Origin of the sequence: Pseudomonas aylmerensis, from assembly GCF_001702265.1 — a bacterium.
In the GTDB taxonomy this organism is placed as follows: Bacteria; Pseudomonadota; Gammaproteobacteria; order Pseudomonadales; family Pseudomonadaceae; genus Aquipseudomonas; species Aquipseudomonas aylmerensis.
On the sequence record NZ_MAUE01000032.1, the window covers coordinates 146,925 to 168,423 of the forward strand.

21 protein-coding genes and 1 pseudogene are annotated in these 21,499 nt (G+C 62.4%); 10 read left to right on the top strand and 12 right to left on the bottom strand.

Going from position 1 to position 21,499, the window contains the following annotated elements:
* Positions 1-145: 145 nt before the first annotated feature.
* From BBG20_RS21790 to BBG20_RS21815, 6 genes are all read right to left on the bottom strand, one after another.
* Positions 146-2,572, bottom strand: coding sequence for a TonB-dependent siderophore receptor (locus tag BBG20_RS21790; RefSeq protein WP_065906984.1), 2,427 nt, complete (start codon positions 2,570-2,572; stop codon positions 146-148).
* Positions 2,573-2,711: 139 nt separating this feature from the next.
* The gene (locus BBG20_RS21795; protein ID WP_065906986.1) at positions 2,712-3,647 is read right to left on the bottom strand and encodes a glutathione S-transferase family protein; all 936 of its coding nucleotides are present in this window, start codon (positions 3,645-3,647) and stop codon (positions 2,712-2,714) included.
* A gap of 75 nt (positions 3,648-3,722) precedes the next feature.
* On the bottom strand, positions 3,723-3,998 hold the full coding sequence (locus BBG20_RS21800) for a GIY-YIG nuclease family protein (protein WP_065906988.1): 276 nt from the start codon (positions 3,996-3,998) through the stop codon (positions 3,723-3,725).
* A gap of 36 nt (positions 3,999-4,034) precedes the next feature.
* Positions 4,035-4,505: a nuclear transport factor 2 family protein gene (locus tag BBG20_RS21805; RefSeq protein WP_065906989.1), complete on the bottom strand. Its 471-nt coding sequence runs from the start codon at positions 4,503-4,505 to the stop codon at positions 4,035-4,037.
* A 95-nt stretch (positions 4,506-4,600) separates the two neighbouring features.
* Complete coding sequence (locus BBG20_RS21810) at positions 4,601-5,236, bottom strand: response regulator transcription factor (protein WP_065906994.1); 636 nt, start codon at positions 5,234-5,236, stop codon at positions 4,601-4,603.
* Positions 5,237-5,442: 206 nt separating this feature from the next.
* A complete protein-coding gene (locus BBG20_RS21815) occupies positions 5,443-5,865 on the bottom strand; it encodes a hypothetical protein (RefSeq protein WP_141697310.1) in 423 nt (140 codons plus the stop codon).
* Positions 5,866-6,265: 400 nt separating this feature from the next.
* Here BBG20_RS21815 and BBG20_RS21820 point away from each other — a divergent pair, with 400 nt between their 5' ends.
* From BBG20_RS21820 to BBG20_RS21855, 8 genes are all read left to right on the top strand, one after another.
* A complete protein-coding gene (locus tag BBG20_RS21820; RefSeq protein ID WP_065906998.1) occupies positions 6,266-6,886 on the top strand; it encodes a DUF1120 domain-containing protein in 621 nt (206 codons plus the stop codon).
* Positions 6,887-6,918: 32 nt separating this feature from the next.
* Complete coding sequence (locus tag BBG20_RS21825) at positions 6,919-7,539, top strand: DUF1120 domain-containing protein (RefSeq protein ID WP_065907000.1); 621 nt, start codon at positions 6,919-6,921, stop codon at positions 7,537-7,539.
* 38 nt (positions 7,540-7,577) lie between these two features.
* On the top strand, positions 7,578-8,198 hold the full coding sequence (locus BBG20_RS21830; protein WP_065907002.1) for a DUF1120 domain-containing protein: 621 nt from the start codon (positions 7,578-7,580) through the stop codon (positions 8,196-8,198).
* A gap of 89 nt (positions 8,199-8,287) precedes the next feature.
* Positions 8,288-8,914 carry a DUF1120 domain-containing protein gene (locus BBG20_RS21835; RefSeq protein ID WP_065907004.1) on the top strand — a complete coding sequence of 209 codons (627 nt, stop codon included), beginning with the start codon at positions 8,288-8,290 and terminating at the stop codon, positions 8,912-8,914.
* A gap of 33 nt (positions 8,915-8,947) precedes the next feature.
* Complete coding sequence (locus BBG20_RS21840) at positions 8,948-9,649, top strand: fimbria/pilus chaperone family protein (protein WP_065907006.1); 702 nt, start codon at positions 8,948-8,950, stop codon at positions 9,647-9,649.
* Between the two features lie 105 nt (positions 9,650-9,754).
* Complete coding sequence (locus tag BBG20_RS21845; RefSeq protein WP_065907008.1) at positions 9,755-12,175, top strand: fimbria/pilus outer membrane usher protein; 2,421 nt, start codon at positions 9,755-9,757, stop codon at positions 12,173-12,175.
* Positions 12,176-12,186: 11 nt separating this feature from the next.
* Positions 12,187-13,329: a DUF1120 domain-containing protein gene (locus BBG20_RS21850; protein ID WP_065907010.1), complete on the top strand. Its 1,143-nt coding sequence runs from the start codon at positions 12,187-12,189 to the stop codon at positions 13,327-13,329.
* Between the two features lie 17 nt (positions 13,330-13,346).
* Complete coding sequence (locus tag BBG20_RS21855; protein ID WP_065907013.1) at positions 13,347-13,997, top strand: DUF1120 domain-containing protein; 651 nt, start codon at positions 13,347-13,349, stop codon at positions 13,995-13,997.
* Here the strand turns inward: BBG20_RS21855 and BBG20_RS21860 are convergent.
* Both BBG20_RS21860 and BBG20_RS21865 read right to left on the bottom strand, forming a co-directional pair.
* Positions 13,994-15,259 (bottom strand): CynX/NimT family MFS transporter, encoded by a 1,266-nt coding sequence (locus tag BBG20_RS21860; RefSeq protein ID WP_065907015.1) that lies wholly within the window; start codon positions 15,257-15,259, stop codon positions 13,994-13,996. The two genes, BBG20_RS21855 and BBG20_RS21860, sit on opposite strands and share 4 nt — an antisense overlap.
* The gene (locus BBG20_RS21865; RefSeq protein WP_065907017.1) at positions 15,249-15,908 is read right to left on the bottom strand and encodes a FadR/GntR family transcriptional regulator; all 660 of its coding nucleotides are present in this window, start codon (positions 15,906-15,908) and stop codon (positions 15,249-15,251) included. Before BBG20_RS21865 ends, BBG20_RS21860 begins: the two co-directional genes overlap by 11 nt.
* A 153-nt stretch (positions 15,909-16,061) precedes the next feature.
* Between BBG20_RS21865 and BBG20_RS32010 the strand changes: the two are divergent.
* Positions 16,062-16,238, top strand: a pseudogene (locus BBG20_RS32010) (transcriptional regulator); the annotation flags it as partial.
* Positions 16,239-16,295: 57 nt separating this feature from the next.
* On the opposite strand, the gene BBG20_RS21870 reads toward BBG20_RS32010, so the two are convergent.
* The 4 genes from BBG20_RS21870 to BBG20_RS21885 form a co-directional block, all read right to left on the bottom strand.
* Complete coding sequence (locus BBG20_RS21870; RefSeq protein ID WP_003171943.1) at positions 16,296-17,060, bottom strand: amino acid ABC transporter ATP-binding protein; 765 nt, start codon at positions 17,058-17,060, stop codon at positions 16,296-16,298.
* Positions 17,061-17,071: 11 nt separating this feature from the next.
* The gene (locus tag BBG20_RS21875; RefSeq protein ID WP_065907019.1) at positions 17,072-18,169 is read right to left on the bottom strand and encodes an amino acid ABC transporter permease; all 1,098 of its coding nucleotides are present in this window, start codon (positions 18,167-18,169) and stop codon (positions 17,072-17,074) included.
* A gap of 10 nt (positions 18,170-18,179) precedes the next feature.
* Positions 18,180-19,361, bottom strand: a complete 1,182-nt coding sequence (locus BBG20_RS21880; protein WP_065907020.1) for an amino acid ABC transporter permease — start codon at positions 19,359-19,361, stop codon at positions 18,180-18,182.
* Between the two features lie 72 nt (positions 19,362-19,433).
* Positions 19,434-20,465: an amino acid ABC transporter substrate-binding protein gene (locus tag BBG20_RS21885; protein WP_016974565.1), complete on the bottom strand. Its 1,032-nt coding sequence runs from the start codon at positions 20,463-20,465 to the stop codon at positions 19,434-19,436.
* 345 nt (positions 20,466-20,810) lie between these two features.
* Between BBG20_RS21885 and BBG20_RS21890 the strand changes: the two genes are divergently transcribed.
* The gene (locus BBG20_RS21890; protein ID WP_065907026.1) at positions 20,811-21,467 is read left to right on the top strand and encodes an alpha/beta hydrolase; all 657 of its coding nucleotides are present in this window, start codon (positions 20,811-20,813) and stop codon (positions 21,465-21,467) included.
* Positions 21,468-21,499 lie beyond the last annotated feature (32 nt).

The following is a 21,499-nucleotide window of genomic DNA, read 5'->3' on the forward strand; positions in this document are numbered from 1 at the left end:
GGCTGCTGCGCAGCCCAACGCGGGGCAAGCCCGCTCACCACAGGAAACATGTCGGCCCCAAAAAAGGCTTGCTTGTAACAGGCAGCATGCCGGCCCCGGAAAGTTTGCTTGCCACAGGCAGCCCGCTCTCCACAACGGTGGATCTTTAGAACTCCAGCGTGCTCGAGACCGATACCTGTCGCGCATCGCCAAGGGATACAAACACCCGGCTGGCCGCCGAGGTGTAGTAGGTGCGGTCGAACAGGTTCTTCACGTTGAGCTGGAACTTGACCTTCTGCCCTTCGATCTTGGTGTCGTAGGTGGCGAACGCGTCCGCCACGGTGTAGCCGGGCAAGGTGAAATCGTTGGCGGCGTCGCCTGCGCGGGCGCCGACATACCGTGCGCCGGTGCCGACGCGCAGTTGGTCACCGCCAAAAACGTTGCCGAAGTCATAGGCCAGCGCCAGCGAGCCGGTGTGCTTGGCCACGTTCTGCAGGCGGTTGCCTTCCAGGGTCGGGTCTTTGTCTTTTACGTCTTCGGCGTCGGTGTAGGCATAGCTGCCGATCACGCTCCATTGGTCGGTCAACTGGCCAGTGGCGTCCAGTTCCAGGCCACGCGAACGCACCTGGCCGGCGATGCTGTAGATGGTGTTCGCGCCCGAACCCACCGACACCAACACGTTACGCTTGTCGATGTTGAACAACGCCGCGCTGGCAGTGATGCGTCCGGGGATGTCGAGCTTGGCGCCCAGTTCCCAGGATTTGGACTGCTCCGGCGTCAGGTCACCGGTCAATTTGCTGCCATCGGCCAAAGGGGCAATGGTGGAGTTGGGCTTGAAGGATTCGGTGTAGCTGCCGTAGAACGACAACTCATCGGTGTAGCGGTACACCAGGCCGGCACGTGGCACCCAGGCCTGGCCGTTGCCGTTGGTGTTGACGCTGAATGGCACGCCCTTGCCGGCGTACTGGTCGTACATCTGGTAGCGCGCACCCGCGACGAAGATCCACTGGTCGGTCAGGTGAACGGAGTCCTGGAAGAACAGCGAGTCGCTGCGCAGCAGGTCGGTCTGGGCACTGTCCTTGGCGCTGACGGCGGTGCCTTCCACATCCCTGCCGTAGACCGGATTGACGTAGCTGAAGACGCTGCGCTGCGCCTGGCGAATCAGGTCGGCGCGATAGATCTTGCGGTACTCGTCGTCCAGGCCGAACACCAGGTCGTGCTGCATGCCGCCCAGGTTGACCTTGCCTTCCAGGCTCGCCGTGGCGAAGCGGTCGGTGGTCAGGGCACCGCGGGTGCCGTCCATGCTGCGCGTCAGGGTGCCGTTGGCGTTGACGGACACCGTGCGCACCTGGCTGGCGTCGTAGGTTTCACGGTTCCAGCTGTAGCCAAAGTGGGCTTTCCAGTCGTCATTGAGTTCGTGATCGACTTCAAAGCGGTACAGGTCGGAACGGCCTTCCATGTCGTTGAACGGCTCGTCCAGGCGACGGGTCGACGGGATATCCAACGGGTGGTTGGTCTTGGGGTCGATGGCGGTGCCCCGGTCAAATGGCGAGAGAAACTCACGATGCTCGTAGGCGAATACCACCTGAGTGGTGTCGCCATACCAGGCCAGCGACGGCGCCACCAACGATTCGCGGCGGGTGCCGAAGTTGCGCCAGTAATCCTCGTCTTCATGGTCGACGATCAGGCGGTAGGCAAGGCCCGAATCGCCTATCGGCCCGGTGGTGTCGAGGTTGCCGCCGCTGCCGTTCTTGCCGTCGCCAAAGGTCGAGCCGCGTACGGTCAGCGACGTGGCCTGGGTCAATTGCGGCTTCTTGCTGACGATATTGACCACGCCGCCCGGGTCCTGGATGCCGTACAGCAGCGAGGACGGGCCCTTGAGCACTTCGACGCGTTCGGCCGTGGAGTTCAGCGCCCGGCCCTGCACCACCGGCATGCCGTCCTGCATGATCGAGCCGTTACGGTTGTCGCCAAAGCCGCGCAGCATCACCGCGTCCTGGGTGCTGGCCAACGTGTTGGCCTGGGTGATGCCGCTGATATTGGCGAGGGCATCATCCAGGTTGCGCGGGGTCTGGTCACGCAGCACCTGGGCCGGCACCACGTTGACGGTTTGCGGGGTTTCCAGCAGCAGGCCGTGGGAGCGCATCACCGAACTGGTGGGCGGCGGCTGGTAGCTGGTGCTGTCCTGGGACGGGTTCTGGCCAACGCCACTGATGGTGGTGGCGCCGAGGTTGACCGCGCCGTCGGTGGGCAGCGGTTCCAGGGCCAGCGTGCGGGCGTCGATCTGGCGGAAGGTGAAGCCTGAGTTGCCCAGCAGGCGTTGCAGCGCCTGGGTTGCGCTCATTTGCCCGCTGACCGCCGGGGCGCTGAGGCCGTAAGGCGCTTCATCGGTGTAGATCACGCTGATCCCGGTAACCCGGCTGAAATCACTCAGGGCCTGGGGCAGCGGTTTGGCGGCCAGGGCAAAATTGAACTGGGCGCTTTGCTGTTCCTGGGCCTGCGCCACGCACAGGGGCAGCAACGCCAGCCCCGACACCGCCAATACCGAGGCTCCCAGCCACTGTTTAACCAAACCGCCCGCCGTCGACTTCATGCTGTGAGAACCCGTGTAGAAAACGCTGTTAATGCGAATAGATCGCAGTTTCAAGCACTACACGGATGGGCTGACGATTTACCTCACCTGATTTTGAAAATAATTCAAAAAAAACCGCTGGCCCTGTGCACGAACGCGCCTACAACGCCTGGATACGGAACCCCAAGCGTGGGAAATGCACGTGCACGGTGCCGGCGCGTTCATCAATGCGGCGCAGGATCAGTTCCTCGCGGCCCGCGAACAGCAGTTCACCCGCGACCGGGTCAGTGCCGTAGTCAGTGGCGCAAATACTCACTTGCTGCCCAGGCTTGAAGCCGTTCAGGTCCTCGAAGATCTCGTCAGGCAACACCGCAGGCGTCGCGTTGCGCGCCACGTCCAGGGCTTGCTCGGCGCTCATTTGGGTCGCCGTGCCATGGCCGAAGCTCAGCACCCGGTCCAGCCACGCAGCGACAGCGGGATAAGCGTCCACCAGTGGAGCGGTCACCGAAGACCCCTTGAGGAACCACAACGGATGCGCCAGCGCAAAGTCGGCAATCGACGGCTCGCCGAACAGGAAATCCCCCGACTGATGCTGCAATTGCTGATCAATACGCGCGACGATCACCGGCCATTGGTGCTTGGCCTGGTCCAGCTGCACACGGGCGGCCGTGCCGCCGCTGAACAATTTGCTGCGGTCGGCCACCAGCACCTGGATCATTTCCGGCGGCACTTTGGCAAATTTGACCGCAAGGGATTCTGGCTGGAACACCAGCGCCACCGCGTGCGAAAACACCAAAGAATCGGCCCAGGCGGCAAAGGCTTGGGTGACCAGTTCCTGGCCTTGGGGGAATAGCGCCGGCGCGGCTTTTTCCTGCTCCAGGCGGCGGGCGATCAGCGCAGTGTCGCAGTAGATATCGGCGCCGACTTGCAGCACCGGCGTCTTGCGATAGCCACCGGTGAGGGCCGTCAGGTCAGGCTTGGGCATCACCGGTGAGATATGCACCGAGCGCCAGGACAAGCCCTTGAAACCCAGCAACAGGCGGGCTTTTTCAGCAAAGGGAGATTGCGGGTAGTGATGAAGGATCAACTCAGACATGCCAGGCTCCGCTCGATAGGTGAGCCGCTAGCTTAGCCTGCAACCACGCGCGTGGGGACCATGGGAACCCATCAGTCAAATCAATGAGCCGCTCGCCGCCAGGCATTCCTTGGCGCTTTTTTTCAGTTTTTTGATCAAGCGTTCCTGGCGCAGAGCCTCGCCCTTGCTCGCACATTGCTCGGTGTACACCAAAGCCACTGCCGGGCTCGACAGGAAGAACCGCGCACCCTTGCCGCTCTGGTGCGAGGCAAAACGGCGCACCGGGTCATTGCTGATGCCGCAGTACAGCGCGCCGTTGGCGGCGCGCACCAGGTAGACGAACCAGGGTTTGGGGGCAGGAAGATCAGTCACAGGTCGAGTCGGCAATCCAGAGGTGCGCCAAGCTTATCAACGACTGGCCTGAAATGCCTTCAGGCCTTTGAGCGCCTGGGCGCGCACGGCGTTTTTCAGCGCCGGCGACCAGCCCAGCAACAGGCCCTTGAGGCCCAGGGCCTGGCGCGACCAGCGCCACAGGTCGAAGTGGTCGTGGTGCTCGCAGATCTTGCCCTCGCGAAACACAAAGCGTGCGCCGATATCGTTGACCACCGTGTTGCCGGTCGCGCTGAACAGGTAGGTGGCCACCCAATGCGCACTGCCGCTGGTCTCATCGCTGCGCACATGGTCGAAAGTCAGGGAAAAATCCTTGGCCCGGGTGGTGAGCATGCGCCACATGTCGCCGGCATCACGGCCGCGCAGCTCGCCGAAGGCCGGGTCGCTGAACAGCACATCCTCGGTGTAGCAGGCCGCCATGGCCTCGGCATCCAGCCGCTGGAAGGCGCTGTAGAACTCGGTGATCAGGGCGTTGTGTGCATCGCTCATGGGCAGGTTCCAAACCAGGGTTGTAAGCCGATCAAGATAGTCTGCGCCTGGGCAAAACTCTATCGGCATTTACGCCGGGAATGGCCCGCCCCCCGCTACGGCACCATGCCGCAACTGCGCGCATAGGCGAACAGGTCGACGTCGGTGGAAATGCACAACCGGCTCATGGCGGTACTTTTCTGTTTGCTGATCGTCGAAATGCTGCGATTGACCCGCGCGGCAATCTGCGTGACGGTCATGCCGCTGGCGAGCATCCTCACCACTTCACGTTCCTTGCTGGACAACTGCGGCTGTTGCAGTTGGTCGCCGGTGCCGGCCTCCAACAGTTGCGCCTTCAGGCACTCACTGGCAAACGTCTCGCCCTGGATCACCGTCCTGATCGCGATCGGCAACTCCCTGGCTGACGCGCTCTTGGCGACAATCGCGCGCGCACCGTGGGCAAACGAAGCCCGCAGCGTTGCGACGTTGGCAAACATGGTCACCAGGATCACCGGCAAAGTCGGATACTGGCGTCGCAACAGGCCGAGCAATCCGTAACCGTCGGCCTGCTGGCCGCCCGGCATGGCGAAGTCCGTCACCAGCACATCGCAAGCCACCGTGCTCAACAACTTGAGCAACTCATCGGGCCCATCGGCTTCGCCGACCACTTTGCACCGGCCGCCCGCTTCAATCACCACCCGTTGCCCGATACGCACAATCGGATGGTCGTCGGCAATAATTACACGAAGCATAAATACCCACGAATGATGGCAATTGGAATTTTGGCAAAATACCTCTGTGCGCGAGCCTCAACAACCACTCGGCGCGCGGTGTTTTTAACCGCGCCCAGTAATTGATAGCCGACAACCTTATACCTACAAAATAAAAAGAAATTACCTACATACAAGGCCTTCAGCACAACCGAAAAACCTCCTACAAAGTTCTCTATTCCGAGGGTTCATAGTCGACTCAAGTAAGCGATATAGACCCGCAGGTTGCGCTGGAACGCTTGCAACTGCAGCGCATTCGCCGCCACCCCAAAGGCCTGTACCCGCGCGATCAGGTGCTCGCTGCCACGCTCCAGGTCGACCCCGCCGACAAACGCCAGGCTGCCCACCAACCGGTGCAGGCGCTCCACTACCAAAGGGGCATTGGCGCTGATCCGCGCCTGATCCAGCAAGGCATCGTCCTTGCGAGCTTCATTCATCAGGCTGACCAGCACCCGGCTTACCATTTCATCACTGCCGAAAATCTCGACCAGGCGGGCACGGGTTGGCCACGTGATGCCCTGCGAGTTGTCCGGCGGCTCTGCCACCCACGGTGGCGAGGGTGAAGGTGCCAACTTCAGGACAGGTACTTGATCGGAAAATACCCTTGTCACCAGGGTCACCTCATTGTGCTTACCGTGATTGTCCAGCCCATGAGTTCATCAACACCCCAAGGCTCTCACACGACTGTTTACAAGCGACCATGAATAGCCTTTTGGAGATAAAAATGACGATACAACAACTACGAAAAATTCAACTTTCTTACATAACAAGCACATAAGTTCTCACGTTCCCATGCCCAAATACTTGTTACTTCGATTGTCGTAATAGTTGTATTTCCCCGCCCCCAGAGCCCGGCTAAATTGCCGCCACCCCGCAAAGAGGGAACGGGCTCGCGGTCATCGGCGATCCCATCCAAATACAACCTGCCGCCTTGCTCGCCGCCTGCCCAGACAGGCCGGTCGATGCTGCGCGCGCTTTATATCAGCCAGCCCCGTAGTGGAACGTATTGAAATGAGCAAGTCCCTGACGCTGTCGAGCATCGCCCTTTTACTCGCCTGTACTACACCCGCTTTTGCCGCCAGCAACGTCGACCTGACCGTCAAAGGCCTGATTACCCCGAATGCCTGCACACCGACGCTCTCGGGCGGCGGTATGGTGGATCACGGAAAAATAGCTTCCAAGGACCTGGTCCAGAACAATCCGACGTCATTGCCCCGAGTGACCCTGCAGTTGAGCATCACTTGCGATGCAAGCATCCCCTTCGCCATCAAACCCATCGATAACCGCAGCGGCACCTCGACCGGCAGCAGTGATTTCGGCCTCGGCCTGATTAATGGCAACAAGCGACTGGGCCGGTTCTACCTGACCCCCTTGAACATGCTCGCCGACGGTGTGAGTGCCCAGCCGATTGCCTCCGTCGATGGCGGTCGCACCTGGTACAGCGAGCGCAACTGGGAACTGCAAACCTTGTGGGGCGCGGGAGCAGTGGACGACGCAACCACACTGCTGCCGATCAAGAGCCTGGTGCTGGACCTGGAAGTCGGCGCCAGCATCGCCCGTGCAGACCAGTTCGATTTCAGTGACGAGGCGCCCATCGACGGCTCCGCAACCCTGGAAGTGATGTACCTGTAACCCCAATCCCGTCCACACGGAAGGTTCCAACCATGCACGTTCCCCCTGCAATCCCATTGGCAGTGTTGTTGCTCGCGGCCTCGCCATGGGCACTGGCCGCCAGCTCCACCGACCTCGCCGTCAAAGGCACCATTACCCCCAGCGCCTGTGCGCCGCTGATCTCCGGCGGTGGCACGATCGACTTCGGAAAAATGGCCGCCAAGGATCTCGAGGCCGAGCAGTACACCTCGCTGCCCCACCAAACCATGCAGTTGAGTGTGCGCTGTGAGGCGCCGACCTTCTTCACCCTGAGCACCATCGACAACCGCGCCGGCTCCTCGGCCAACCACGCCAACTGGCATGGCCTGGGCATGACATCGGACGGTGAAAAAGTCGGCGGCGCCGCCTTCCATCTATATGCCCCAGTGGCGGACGGCGTCGCTGCACGCGCCATTACGTCTGTCGATGGCGGCGTTACATGGCTGCCCACCAGCATGCTCACCCACACCATGCTGACGGCAATCGCCAGGGGCAACCAACTGGTGCCGATTGCGGTGCAGGACTTCGATGCCGAAATCCGCCTGTACACCCACATCGCCCCCGCCAACGGCCTGACCCTGACCGACGAAGTCCCCGTCGACGGGCACGCGACTGTCCAGGTCAACTACCTGTAATGCCTCACACAGACTCAATCGAAAGGAATTCGACTCTCATGAAACCCGTGTTTACCGCCCTCACCACCAGCCTGATGCTGCTCGGCTCCGCTACCACTTACGCCGCGTCCACCGTCGACCTGACCGTCAAGGGCCTGATCGTACCGAGTGCCTGCACCCCCGTCCTGTCCAGCGGTGGGGTGATCGACCACGGCAAGATTTCCGCCAAGGACCTGCGCACGGACAACCCGACGCACATCGGGACGCACACCCTGACCATGGCCGTGAGCTGCGACAGCGCAATCCTCTTTGCACTGCATTCGGTCGACAACCGGGCCGGCTCGTCGATTACTCCCAGCAACTACGGCCTGGGCCTGATCAACGGCACCCAGAAGCTCGGCTGGTTTTACCTGACACTCGACAACCCGGTTGCCGACGGTACTGCGGTGCAGTCGATTGCATCCTTCAACGGCCAGGATAATTGGTACCGCGAAAAATTCTGGGATCCAGGCCTGTACATGTCGGTGGCCACCATGGATGACGCCACTCAACCGGTGCCGGTCAAGGATTTGTCGCTGGAGTTGATGATTGAAACCTCCATCGCACGTACCGACGGCCTGGACCTGAGCAACGAGGTGACCCTCGACGGTTCCGCCACCCTGGAAGTGAAGTACCTGTAACCCCTGGGCGCCCATGCCTGGCAACACCTCGCAGGCATGGGCGTTGTTGTTGTACCGCCCGTATTCAACTCGACCCGTGGCGCCCACCGATGAACACGCACTCTCGCTTCCTGGCTGTATTGCTCTGGTTGACGACCGCTCCTGCGGCCTTCGCCGGCTCCTTCGTCGACCTCACCGTGACCGGCCGGGTGACGCCGGACGCCTGCCACGTCACGCTATCGGACGATGGCACGGTCGACCACGGGAAAATCCCCTCGCACACCTTGAACCCCAGCGAATTCACCGTGCTGCCCACTCGGTTGCTGGAGCTGAGCGTGCAGTGCAGCAGGCCCATGCTGTTTGCCCTGGTGGGGCTCGACAACCGCGCCGAGTCGTCACTCGACCCCGGGGCTTTCTACGGCCTGGGCAGGAACCTGCATGCGCCGGCCGAGCGCCTGGGGTCGGTGGCCTTGTCTTATCGCAACCCGATGGGCGACGCCCAGGTTATGCAGGCCCTGGCGTCCAGTGACAACGGCGAAACCTGGTCGCCGCAAGCCACTGCCAATCCCAGAGCCTATGTGGGATTTGCGCCGCCGGGTGATCGCCAACCCGACTTCATCGGCCAGCTCAGCACCCAGTTGCGCATCGACACCTCCATCAACTTCGCCCAGTACCTGACCCTGAATCAGGAGGTGCCGCTCGACGGCGCCATCGTGCTGGATCTGCGCTACCTCTGACCTCTTCATGTTGCCCCAATGGAAAACCCCGTCATGCTGACGACATCATTCAAACCCACTACCGGCCTGCTTGCCCTGACCCTGTTGTTTGGCGCAGGTGCGCAGGCCGACGGGATGATCCCCGACACTTCGGTGGTCATCGTCTACGAAGCCGAAGGCGAGGCGGCCGTGTCGGTCACCAACACCGACAGCCAACTCGCCCTGCTGCACGTCACCCTCGAAGACATTCCCGAAGACAAAGAGCCGTTGCTGGTGGTCACCCCGCCGTTGTCGCGGGTGGAAGCCTCCAAATCGCAACTGGTACGGTTCATCCTGCAAAGCCAGCAACCGCTGCTGACCCAACGGCTCAAGCGCGCGATCTTCGAGGGCATGCCCCAGGGTCGCCCCGCGACCGAAGCCGGGCACGCCCGGGTGGGTGTGACGGTGCGCCAGAACCTGCCGGTGATCATTCATCCCAAAGGCCTGGCGCTGAATCGCACACCCTGGACCCACCTGACCTGGTCACAGCACGGCAGCACCTTGCAGGTGCGCAACGACAGCCCGTACGTGGTGCGCCTGGCCCAGGAGTTGCGGCTGCTGCCCGGTGACGGCAAGGCCATGCTGCCGCGCACCTACGTGTTGCCGGGAGAAACCCTGAGCGTGCCTGCCACGGGCGGCCCGGCGAGCAAAGTCCGGCTGCAACCGGCCACCGTGTACGGCTTTGCCGTGGCTGCCTACGAAGCCCCCCTCACCTGACCAACACTTCAGGCGCCCGACGCCTGCATAACGAAGTGGCGGCTCGAAGACCGTCACCGGGGCGCGCAGACGCCCATCATTTGAGTGCCTTTCGTGAAAACAGTATTGAGCTACCGTGACGGCGATGCCGTGCCCGACATACCCGCCCGCAGCGCCTTCCCGGCGCTGCTGCTGGCGTGTGCCCTGCTGCCCGCTGAAGCCTGGGCCGAAACGCGTGCCGGCTTCGATGCGACCACCCTGCACCAACGCGGCATCGACCCGCAGTTGGCCAGCCTGCTGCTGGACGCCCCACGTTTTGCGGCTGGCCGGCATGCGGTGAGCCTGCGCGTCAACGGCCAGCCCCGTGGGCGTGTCGAGGTGGGTTTCGATCAACAGGGCCGATTGTGCTTTGACCAGGCCGTGCTGGACGCCGCCAACCTGATAGTGCCCGGCGACAATGGCCCCTGCCATGACCTGCTCGCGCAGTACCCACAAAGCCTGGTGGAGCCGGACCCAGCCAACCTCAGCGTGTCGCTGGTAGTCCCGACCGAAGCCTTGCGGCCACTGCAACAGGACGTCTCGGGCTATCAGACGGGGGGCGTTGCCGGCCTGTTCAATTACGACCTGACGGGGTTCTATAACCGCTTCGGCGACAACGACAGCCGGTTTGGCTCGGCCAATACCGAGGTTGGCTTCAACGCCGGCGACTGGATCGTGCGCAGCCGCCAGGTGCAGACCTGGCAGGACGGTCGGTCGCGCAGCACCCATCTCGAGGCGTATGCCCAGCGTACCTTTGCCAGCCAACAGGCAGTGCTGCAGGCCGGGCAGATCAACCTCTATAACCCGGTGTTGGCCGGTGCGCAGATCACCGGGGTACAGGTCCTGACCGAACAGGCGCTTCAAGAACAAGGCCAGGCCGCGACCATCGAGGGTATCGCCAACAGTCCGGCCCAGGTCGAGGTGCGGCAGAACGGCGCGTTGATTCACTCCACCGTAGTCCCGGCCGGTCCGTTTTCCCTGACCGATGTGCGGCGCCTGAATGCTCGCTCGGACGTTGAAGTCACGGTCAAGGAAAGCAGCGGCGGCGAGCGCCGCTTCACCGTACCCGCCGCCATGCTCGGCCTGGGTTTGCCAGCGCCGGGGTACTCGGTGGCAGCGGGCCGTGTGCGCAATATCGGCGATGCCCAGGGTGACGATCCGTGGGTGGCCAGCGCTGGCTGGACCGGCGCCGTCCACCCGCAACTGTCCCTGGGCAGCGGCGTGCTGGCGTCCAGCGAATACCGGGCGGCGGGCGTGAGCCTGGGCTGGCTGCCATGGCTGGACAGTCAGGTGCAACTGGCCACCCAGGTCGCCGATACCCAGGCACGGCACAACGTGCGTGGGGTACAGACCGACCTGGCATGGTCCCAGCGCCTGAATGATCAATGGTCATTCAGCGTGGCCAACTCGTGGCGCACGCCCGGCTACCGCGAACTGGAAGAAGCCACCTACGAACCAGAAACCACCCAGCAACGGCGCTCGCGTTATCGCGATCAACAAAGTGCCAACGTCGGCTGGTCGCACCCGTGGCTGGGGGCGTTCAGTGCCGGGGTGTCGCGCTCCAGCAGCTTTGATGGCGACAGCAGCAGCCGAGGCCTGGCCTCGTGGGGCACCAGCGTCGGCGGCGTGTCGTTGTCGGCGAGCGCCGAATGGCAGATGGGCGGACGCCAGCAACAGGACAACGCGGTGTACCTGAATGCCAGCCTGCCCCTGGGCGAAAGCCGCCGCGTGCGCGCCTGGGTGCGCAATTCGGGAGGCGAACACCGCACCGGCCTGGGGCTGAACGAACAGATCGATGATCAATTGAGCTATCGCGTCAGCGCCGAACACGACACCCGCGACCAGCAGGTGGAAACCACTCTCGGCGTCTCGGCCCTGCCCCGCTACAGCCAACTCGACGTCAGCTACAGCCGCTCCGATGCCGAGCGCTCGAGTTATCAAGGCAGTGCCCGCGGTGGCGTGGTGGTGCACGGCGATGGCGTGACCTTCTCGCCCTACCCGGTACGCGACACCTTCGCCTTGGTCTCGGTGGGCGATACGGCCGGGGTCAAGCTGAGCACCCCCAGCGGCCCGGTATGGACCGACTGGCAAGGCCAGGCCGTGGTGCCCCAGGTCAGCGCCTATGGCCGCAGCCCGGTGGAGGTGCAGACCCGCTCACTGCCGCGCAATGCCGATATCAACAACGGCCTGGCAATGATCTCGGCCGGGCGCGGCGCGGTGGACCGGGTCGACTTCGGCGTGACCCTGACCCGTCGCGTGCTGCTCACCGCACGCACCGAACAGGGCGCGCTGCTGCCCCGAGGTGCCTCCGTCAGCACCGCGAGCGGCGAGTTCGTGACCCTGGTGCAGGACGGCGGCCAGGTGTTCCTGCCCAATGTGCTGGAGCACACCGGTTTGTGGGTCAGCGGGCCAGGCATGACGCGCTGTCGGTTGCAGTTCAAGCTGCCGGCCAAGGGCGATCCCCAGGTGTATTTCGAAAACGCGCCAGCGCGCTGCAACCCTTCATGAGGACGATCACCATGCTTTTTTTTCGCGCCCTGCGCCGGCTGACGGCGGTCGTGCTGACCGTCGGCTTCGCCGGCCACGCCATGGCCAATGACGACTGCCAGTTGAACATCAGCGAAGCGGTGCTGGACCTCGGCCTGATGAGTCGCCTGGCGCAAAACGACAGCGACCCTCAGCGCCTGCTTGGCGAGCGTCGCCTGAGCTTGAACCTTACCTGCCCGCAACCGGCGGACATGAGTGTGTTTTATCGGGCCCTGGCGGCGAACGCACATCGCCTGCAGTTTACCGAACATGGCACCTACGCCCTGCAGGTCAGCGACGGCGTGCTGGACGGCCAGGCGGTTGAACTGGGCTTGCTGCCGGCTGTCGGGCAGCCACCGGCGGTCGTCGGCACGGCATTGAACTGGCGTCCCGGCCATGGTGTGGCGCCGGTGCAAGGCGCCAGCGTGGTGCAGGGCAAGCACTTCGCCGTGCAACTGAGCCTCAGCGCCTGGGCCGACATCGCCGCCACCCGTGTGCGCGAGGCAACCACCTGGGAAGCGTCCGGCACGTTCGATGCCTTGCAGAGCAGCCGCTCCCGGGCACTGACCCTGCGCGCCCACTTCGCGCCCACCGCGTGTACACCCCAACTGTCCAATGGCGGATTGGTGGATTACGGCACGCTGCTGGCGAAGGACTTGAATGCCAGCAATGAAACCCCGCTGCCGACCCGCACCTTGCAGCTCTCGGTGAGTTGCGACGCCGCCACACCCTTCGCGCTGAAGATGCATGACAACCGCAACGGCTCGGCCACCGGCGGGATCGACGAAACCGCCTACGGCCTGGACCTGGACAACAGCCAGAACAAGATTGGGCGCTTCTACCTCAACATCGATCCTGCCGAATTCACCGCCGACGCACTCGGCTCCCTGTATCGCACGGACTCCACCAGTGGCGGCGCAGCCTGGAGCAGTTCGAGTGCGCGGCAGATCCCCATGGCCGCCAACAGCCTGATGGGGTTTACCGACAGTGTCGGCAGCACCCGTGGCCCGGTGCCGATCCAGCAACTGGCCGGCACCGTGCGCATCAAGGCCTACCTGGCCCCGACCCAGTCACTGGACCTGCGCAGCGTGGTGTACATCAACGGCTCGGGCACCCTTGAAATCATCTACCTCTGACCTATGGAGTTCGCCTCATGAAGACCTGTTCCCTTGCCCTTTGCGCGCTGGTTTTGCTGGGCGGCGCCCCACACACGCTGGCGGCCTCCAGCGTCGACCTGAGTGTCAATGGCGTGATCACCCCCACCGCCTGCACGCCGTTGCTGTCGAGCAACGGGGTGATCGACTACGGCAAGATTTCCCAGCAGGACCTCAACGTCGACAAGGGCACGCGCCTGCCGGTCAAACAGTTGCACGTCAGCATCGGCTGCAACGCGGCGAGCCGTTTTGCCCTGCGCATGCGCGACAACCGTGACGGCACGGCCACCGTCAACAGTGAGATTTACTATGGGCTGGGGCTGGACAACAGTGGTAATCGCATTGGCCTGTATTCGATGAATTTCGACCCTCGCCAGACGCAGGTGGACAGCACTGCAATCGCCTATGGCACCGAATCCACCACCGGCGGCGTGGCGTGGCGCACCGCCAACCTCAACCCGATCGACATCGGCGCCAACAGTTACCTGGGCTTCACCGATACCCAAGGCAGCACCGCCGGCCCCTCGGCGATCCAGGCGTTGACCAGCACCGTCAAGATCGAAGCGGTGATCAATGCCAGGCAGAACCTGGACCTGAGCAGCGACACCTTGCTCGATGGCTCGGCCACCCTCGAAGTGGTGTACCTCTAGACTTTTTCGCTGCTGACCTGCACATACAGCGCACGCCCGGCACCCAGCCCGGCGATGATCGCGCCCACGCCAATCACCGCGAAAATCCAGCCGATGGCCGACCAGCCGCCCGTCCAGTCATGCACCAGGCCCACCGCGAACGGGCCCACGGACGCCAGGGTGTAGCCGATGCCCTGGGCCATGCTCGACAGGTTGGCCGCCACGTGGGAGTCGCGCGAGCGCAGCACGATCAGGGTCAGCGCCAGGCTGAAAGTGCCGCCCTGGCCGAGCCCGAGCAGAATTGCCCAGCCCCACAGACCATCGAGTGGCGCATACAGGCAGCCGAACAGGCCACCGAGGGTCAACAGCATCACCACCACGATCGCCAGGCGCTGGTCTTTGCCACGGGTGGCGAGCCAGGGCGCGGCGAGGGAGCTGACCAATTGCACGATGATCGAGCCGGACAGCGCCAGGCCGGCTTCGGTCGCGCTCAGGCCACGGCCGATCAGGATCGACGGCAGCCAGCCGAACACGATGTACGCCAGGGACGATTGCAGGCCCATGTACAAGGTCACCTGCCAGGCGAGCGGATCACGCAGCAGCCCTCTCACGCGATAAGCCACCTGGTGCGCGCCGTGCTTCTGGCCGACCTGTGGCAGCCAGAACAATGCGGCCACCAGCGCCGGCAGAATCCAGAACCCCAGGCCGAGGGTCCAGCGGTCGCCGAAGTAATGACTCAAGGGCACCGTGGAACCCGCCGCCAGCGCCGCGCCCAGGCACAGCGCCATGGTGTACACGCCGGTCATGGCGCCGGCCTGCCTGGCGAAATCACGCTTGACGATGCCGGGCAGCAATACGCCGATGATGCCGATGCTCGCGCCGGCAATCAGGCTGCCGGCGAACAGCCCCACTTCACCGAATGAACTGCGCAGGATGATGCCCGCAGCCAGGGTCAGCAGAATCCCCAGCACCACTCGCTCGGCGCCGAAACGGCGGGCCAGGATCGGCGCCGTGGGCGCAAACAGCCCCAGGCACAACACCGGCAATGTGGTCAGCAGACCGGCCTTGGCCGCCGACAACCCGAGGCTGCTGGACACGTCGGCGAGCAGCGGCGACATGCTCGACAGCGCCGGGCGCAGGTTCAGGGCCACCAGGATCAGGCCGAGCAGCAACAGCCACGGGCGGCTCACCATGGGCGGGCTGGTTTGCACCACTTCGTCGTCGGCTTCGGCGTCGATCAACAGCTCTTCGAGTTCACGGGTAGGTCGGGTTTCAAGGTTCATTGATCAACTGCCGGCAGAGGGATTTGGCGCGTTCCGGGTCCTGGTGTTCGACGGCGTCGAGCAGGGCGATGTGCAGGTCGAACACCGCCTGGCGACGCGGCGAGATGTTCAGGGTCTGGCGCAACTGCGCGCCGACGATGGCGGAAAAGTACTGATACAGCTCACTCAACGCCGGGTTGTGCGCGGCGTCGACCAGGCGCTTGTGAAACACCAGGTCGGCGCTGATGTAGGCCTCCAGGTCGCCGTGGTACAGCACAGCGCTTTGTTGCAGGGCCTCACGCAAACCGTGCAGATCGTCCTCGGTACGACGCAGCGCGGCCAGGCCGATCGCCACCACTTCGAGAATCTGCCGGGTTTCCTGCGCCTGCTCCAAGGTGCAATGCGACAACGCGCGCATCGCGCCCAGCGGGTCGGTCATCGAGCGCAGGTAACTGCCGTCGCCCTGGCGGATTTCGATCAATCCTGAAAACGCCAGCACGCGCATGGCCTCGCGCACGGTATTGCGGCTGATCCCCAGCTCGGCCGACAACTCCGGCTCGGTAGGCAGGCGCTCGCCAATGGCCCAGGTGCCTTGGGTAATGCGCTGGCGCAACTGTTCCAGGGCCTGGTCGACCAGCGAGCGTTTGATCAGCGGAGCGATGTCTGTCATGGGTTTTGCACTTTCGTCCAATCATAGGATGAATTTTCCTACAGCCTATTAGGACTTGCCTACAAAGGCAACGCACTAGGGTTCTGAGGCAGGTAAAGGAGCAGTATTTTCGATTAGTAAAATCACCCTCAGAGGGTCCGCGGGCATCATGCATTTTCTCGCTATGAGAAAGCTGAAATTCTACCCGAGCCGCTGCTTATTCTTATGCGTCTACTGGATAAGCACCCGCACCTGCTGGCCGAGATTCAGGCGCTCAATGGCGCAGAAGACCTCAACCGCCTGCTCATTGCCAAAGATGAGCAACAACTGGCCACTCAAGCGTCTGCGTAAAAACAGCAGGCAAAAATAAACCCGGCACCAGGCCGGGTTTATCCTTTCACGCGTCGATCAATGCAGAATCTGGCTCAAGAACAACTTGGTCCGGTCATTCTGCGGGTTGTCGAAGAAGTCGTTCGGCGCTGCCTGCTCGACGATTTCGCCCTTGTCCATGAAGATCACACGGTTGGCCACGGTGCGCGCAAAGCCCATCTCGTGGGTCACGCACAACATGGTCATGCCGTCTTCGGCCAGGCCGATCATGGTGTCCAGCACCTCTTTGACCATTTCCGGATCGAGGGCCGAGGTCGGTTCGTCGAACAGCATGATTTTCGGCTTCATGCACAAGGCACGGGCGATGGCTACGCGCTGTTGCTGGCCGCCGGACAGTTGCCCCGGGAACTTGTGCGCCTGCTCCGGAATACGCACGCGCTCCAGGTAGTGCATGGCAATTTCCTCGGCCTTGCGCTTGGGCATCTTGCGCACCCACATCGGCGCCAGCGTGCAGTTCTGCAGGATGGTCAGGTGCGGGAACAGGTTGAAGTGCTGGAACACCATGCCGACTTCGCGGCGGATCGCTTCGATCTGCTTGAGGTCGTTGGTCAGCTCCACGCCATCGACCACGATGCGGCCCTGCTGGTGTTCTTCCAGGCGGTTGAGGCAACGGATGGTGGTGGACTTGCCCGAACCCGACGGGCCACACAGCACGATACGCTCGCCCTGCTTGACGTTGAGGTTGATGTCTTTCAACACGTGGAATTGGCCGTACCACTTGTTGACGCCCTGCATCTGGATAATGCCTTCAGGGCTCACAGGCTGTTTGATCGCTTCGCTCATAACAACAACTCCTAACGCTTGTGGCCTGTGTCGAGCTTGTGTTCCAAATGAATGGAATAGCGCGACATACCAAAACAGAAAATCCAGAACACCAGGGCGGCAAACACATAGCCTTCAGTGGCCATGCCCAGCCATTTCGGGTCGGCAGCGGCTTGCTTGACGCTGTTGAGCAGGTCGAACAGGCCGATGATGATCACCAGGCTCGTGTCCTTGAACAGCGCAATAAACGTGTTGACGATGCCCGGGATCACCAGCTTCAGAGCTTGCGGCAAAATCACCAGGCCCATGCTGCGCCAGTAGCCCAGGCCCATCGCCGCGGCCGCTTCGTATTGACCCTTGGGAATCGCCTGCAAGCCCCCGCGCACCACCTCGGCAACGTAGGCCGACTGGAACAGGATCACGCCGATCAACGCGCGCAGCAGCTTGTCGATGCCCATGCCTTCCGGCAGGAACAACGGCAGCATCACCGACGACATGAACAGCACGGTGATCAACGGCACGCCCCGCCAGAACTCGATGAAGGTCACGCAGACCACTCGAATCGCCGGCATATTCGAACGCCGCCCCAGCGCCAGCAGGATGCCCAGCGGCAAGGCGCCAGCGATACCGACGGTGGCGATGACCAGGGTCAGCATCAGGCCGCCCCATTGGCTGGTGGCCACGTTGGTCAGGCCGAAGATCCCGCCGTGCAGCAGGAAGTAGGCGATGATCGGGTACAACACCAGGAAGCTCAGGCCGTAGATCGCCTTGCGCTGGAAACGCGAGATGAACAACGGCGCCACGCCGACGATGGCCAGCCACACGGTCAGGTCCACGCGCCAGCGCAGGTCGCCGGGGTAGTAGCCGTACATGAACTGCCCGAAGCGCTGTTGGATGAACACCCAGCAGGCGCCCTCCTTGGTGCAATCGGCGCGGGTCGTGCCGACCCAGTTGGCGTCGAGAATCGCCCAGTGCAGGATCGGCGGGACCACCAGGTAGACCAGGTAGAACGCCAGCAATGTCAGCAGGGTGTTGAGCCAACTGGAGAACAGGTTGGCGCGCATCCATGCCACCGGGCCGAAGACTTTGCTCGGCGGCGGCATATCCGGTTTGAAAGTATGCGTACTCATGGGCGTTTCCTCACCGCTCGATCAGCGCAATGCGCTTGTTGTACCAGTTCATCAGCAGGGAAATGCTGATGCTGATCGCCAGGTACACGCTCATGGTGATGGCAATGACTTCGATGGCCTGGCCGGTCTGGTTGAGCACCGTGCCGGCAAACAGCGAAACCATTTCCGGGTAGCCGATACCGGCGGCCAACGACGAGTTTTTCGCCAGGTTCAGGTATTGGCTGGTCAACGGCGGAATGATCACCCGCAGGGCCTGCGGGATGATGACCTTGCGCAGCGTCGGCCCGGGGCGCAGGCCCAGGGAGCGCGCGGCTTCGGTCTGGCCGTGGCTGACGGACTTGATGCCCGAGCGCACGATCTCGGCGATAAACGCTGCCGTGTACACGGTAAGCGCCAGGGTCAGGGCCAGCAGCTCAGGAATCAGGACCCAGCCACCGACGAAGTTGAACCCTTGCAGCTTGGGCATTTCCCAGTGCAGCGGCGCGCCGAAGATCAAGGCACACAACGCCGGGATCACGATGAACAGCGCCAGGCCGGCCCAGAATTTATGGAACGGTACGCCGGTCGCCTCAAAGCGCTTGTTGGCCCACCGGGCCATCAGCACGATCGCCACGATGGCCACGACGATGCTCGCCACAAACGGCCAGAAGCCGTCGGCGGCCAGTGCTGCCGGCATGTTCAGGCCACGGCTGCTGACAAAGAAGGTGTCGCCGAAGTTATGGCTGTTGCGCGGCCCCGGCATGGTCAGGAACACCGCGAAATACCAGAACAGGATCTGCAGCAACGGCGGAATGTTGCGGAACACTTCCACATACACGGTCGCCAGCTTGTTGATCATCCAGTTCGGCGACAGCCGTGCCACGCCGATGATGAAACCGAGCAACGTCGCCAGGATCACGCCGATGAAGGTCACCAGCAAGGTGTTGAGCAAGCCGATCACAAAGACCCGGGCATAGCTGTCCGATTCGGTGTAGTCGATCAGGTGCTGCGCGATGCCGAAGCCGGCACTGCGCTCAAGAAAGTCGAAACCCGAGGTGATGCCCCGGTGCTGAAGGTTGGTCTGGGTGTTGTTGAAGAGGTACCAGCCCAGCGAGACCACCGCCACAATCGTGATGATCTGGAAGAGCCACGCACGCACTTTGGGATCGCTGAAGCTGAGCTTCTGCTTTGGTGCGCCGATTTGATTTTGCATGAAGTGCCCCGGAAATAATGGAACAGAACATCACCCGGCGGTTGGCCCACCGGGTGACAGAACCATCAGCGATCAGCGCACAGGGGGTGCGTATTGAATGCCACCGTTGTTCCACAGCGCGTTCAGGCCACGGTCGATTTCCAGCGGGGTGCTCTTGCCCAGGTTGCGCTCGAACATTTCACCGTAGTTACCGACTTGCTTGACGATCTGCACGACCCAGTCTTTCTTCACTTTCAGGTCTTTTCCGTACTCGCCATCAGCACCCAGCAGACGGGCGACGTCCGGGTTCTTGGTGGACTTGGCTTCAGCCTCGACGTTTTTGGAAGTGATGCCGGCTTCTTCAGCGTTGAGCATGGCGTAGCCCACCCAGCGCACGATGGCCAGCCACTCGTCGTCGCCGTTACGCACGACCGGGCCCAATGGCTCCTTGGAAATGGTTTCCGGCAGAACCACGTAGTCCTTCGGCGAAGCCAGCTTGCTGCGCTGGGCGAACAGTTGGGACTTGTCGGAGGTCAGCACGTCGCAACGACCGGATTCCAGCGACTTGGCGCTTTCATCGGAGGTGTCGAAGGTGATCGGGGTGTACTTGAGGTTGTTGGCGCGGAAGTAGTCGGAAACGTTCAGCTCAGTGGTGGTACCGGCCTGGATGCAGATGGTTGCACCGTCCAGTTCCTTGGCACTTTTCACGCCCAGCTTGTTGTTTACCAGGAAGCCGATGCCATCGTAGTAAGTGATGAAGCCCGGGAATTTCAAGCCCATGCCCGCATCGCGAGAGCTGGTCATGGTGGTGTTACGCGAGAGGATGTCGACTTCGCCAGACTGCAGCGCGGTGAAACGCTCCTTGGCATTCAACTGGCTGAACTTGACCTTGGTCGCGTCGCCGAACACGGCAGCGGCCACGGCGCGGCAAACGTCAGCATCGATCCCCAGGATCTTGCCGCTGGCATCCGGTACCGAGAAACCCGGCAGACCGTCACTCACGCCACATTGCACAAAGCCTTTCTTCTGCACGGCGTCCAGGGTGGCGCCTGCTTGGGCGAAACCGCTGACACCCAGTACAGCCGCCGCGCAAACGATGGCCAGGGTGGATTTCAATACCTTCATTCAAACCTCCAGTTGCTCTTGTTGTGTCGGAGCTCGAACCTCAGCGCACCCTTATGAGGCGATATTGACCCGTGTTGGCTTTTTTTGGGGTCAAGCAGCATGAGACTGTCGCAGTAATTCCAGTTGCTATCCCACGAGCGGCAGTCACTGATAGTGTTACCGTCCTGAGATAGTTCTGACATCGACCTACACATAGCAAGGCGCGTACCAGAGTAATGGCTGAGTCGTTTCAGCCCATGGTCAATAGGAAAAGATTCAACCTTGCGACATTCTCTTAACAGATCAACTCACTGCGCACCGTTCCGACGCACCCAATCGGAGCGCACGCACATTAATGGAGCAGACATGACCGAACCCTTGATTCTTCAGCCCGCCAAGCCCGCAGACGCCTGCGTAATCTGGTTGCATGGCCTGGGTGCCGATCGCTACGACTTTATGCCGGTGGCCGAAGCCCTGCAGGAAAGCCTGCTGACCACGCGCTTCGTCTTGCCCCAGGCGCCGACACGCCCGGTGACCATCAACGGCGGCTACGAGATGCCAAGCTGGTACGACATCAAGGCCATGAGCCCGGCCCGTTCGATCAGCCTGGAGGAGCTGGAAGTGTCGGCCAAAATGGTCACGGATCTGATCGAAGCGCAGAAGAGAACCGGAATAGACGCCTCTCGGATTTTCCTCGCCGGTTTTTCCCAAGGTGGCGCCGTGGTTTTCCACACGGCGTTTATAAATTGGCAAGGGCCCTTGGGCGGCGTCATCGCCCTCTCCACCTACGCGCCGACTTTCGGCGACGAGCTGGAATTGTCTGCCAGCCAGCAACGCATTCCCGCCCTGTGCCTGCATGGCCAGTACGACGACGTGGTGCAGAACGCCATGGGCCGCAGCGCCTTTGAGCATTTGAAGAGCCGTGGTGTCACCGTGACATGGCAGGAATACCCAATGGGCCACGAAGTGTTACCTCAAGAGATACACGACATCGGTGCCTGGCTGGCCGCTCGCCTGGGCTGAAACCAGCGTTTATGTAGCCGTATGACAGACGC

Bases quoted from the DNA above. Each gene is read 5' to 3' on its own strand.
- BBG20_RS21825 (WP_065907000.1), top strand. From the start codon at position 6,919: ATGCACGTTCCCCCTGCAATCCCATTGGCAGTGTTGTTGCTCGCGGCC.
- BBG20_RS21865 (WP_065907017.1), bottom strand. From the start codon at position 15,908: ATGACAGACATCGCTCCGCTGATCAAACGCTCGCTGGTCGACCAGGCC.
- BBG20_RS21855 (WP_065907013.1), top strand. From the start codon at position 13,347: ATGAAGACCTGTTCCCTTGCCCTTTGCGCGCTGGTTTTGCTGGGCGGC.
- BBG20_RS21835 (WP_065907004.1), top strand. From the start codon at position 8,288: ATGAACACGCACTCTCGCTTCCTGGCTGTATTGCTCTGGTTGACGACC.
- BBG20_RS21885 (WP_016974565.1), bottom strand. From the start codon at position 20,465: ATGAAGGTATTGAAATCCACCCTGGCCATCGTTTGCGCGGCGGCTGTA.
- BBG20_RS21880 (WP_065907020.1), bottom strand. From the start codon at position 19,361: ATGCAAAATCAAATCGGCGCACCAAAGCAGAAGCTCAGCTTCAGCGAT.
- BBG20_RS21805 (WP_065906989.1), bottom strand. From the start codon at position 4,505: ATGAGCGATGCACACAACGCCCTGATCACCGAGTTCTACAGCGCCTTC.
- BBG20_RS21820 (WP_065906998.1), top strand. From the start codon at position 6,266: ATGAGCAAGTCCCTGACGCTGTCGAGCATCGCCCTTTTACTCGCCTGT.
- BBG20_RS21830 (WP_065907002.1), top strand. From the start codon at position 7,578: ATGAAACCCGTGTTTACCGCCCTCACCACCAGCCTGATGCTGCTCGGC.
- BBG20_RS21840 (WP_065907006.1), top strand. From the start codon at position 8,948: ATGCTGACGACATCATTCAAACCCACTACCGGCCTGCTTGCCCTGACC.
- BBG20_RS21870 (WP_003171943.1), bottom strand. From the start codon at position 17,060: ATGAGCGAAGCGATCAAACAGCCTGTGAGCCCTGAAGGCATTATCCAG.
- BBG20_RS21790 (WP_065906984.1), bottom strand. From the start codon at position 2,572: ATGAAGTCGACGGCGGGCGGTTTGGTTAAACAGTGGCTGGGAGCCTCG.
- BBG20_RS21795 (WP_065906986.1), bottom strand. From the start codon at position 3,647: ATGTCTGAGTTGATCCTTCATCACTACCCGCAATCTCCCTTTGCTGAA.
- BBG20_RS21860 (WP_065907015.1), bottom strand. From the start codon at position 15,259: ATGAACCTTGAAACCCGACCTACCCGTGAACTCGAAGAGCTGTTGATC.
- BBG20_RS21890 (WP_065907026.1), top strand. From the start codon at position 20,811: ATGACCGAACCCTTGATTCTTCAGCCCGCCAAGCCCGCAGACGCCTGC.
- BBG20_RS21850 (WP_065907010.1), top strand. From the start codon at position 12,187: ATGCTTTTTTTTCGCGCCCTGCGCCGGCTGACGGCGGTCGTGCTGACC.
- BBG20_RS21875 (WP_065907019.1), bottom strand. From the start codon at position 18,169: ATGAGTACGCATACTTTCAAACCGGATATGCCGCCGCCGAGCAAAGTC.
- BBG20_RS21810 (WP_065906994.1), bottom strand. From the start codon at position 5,236: ATGCTTCGTGTAATTATTGCCGACGACCATCCGATTGTGCGTATCGGG.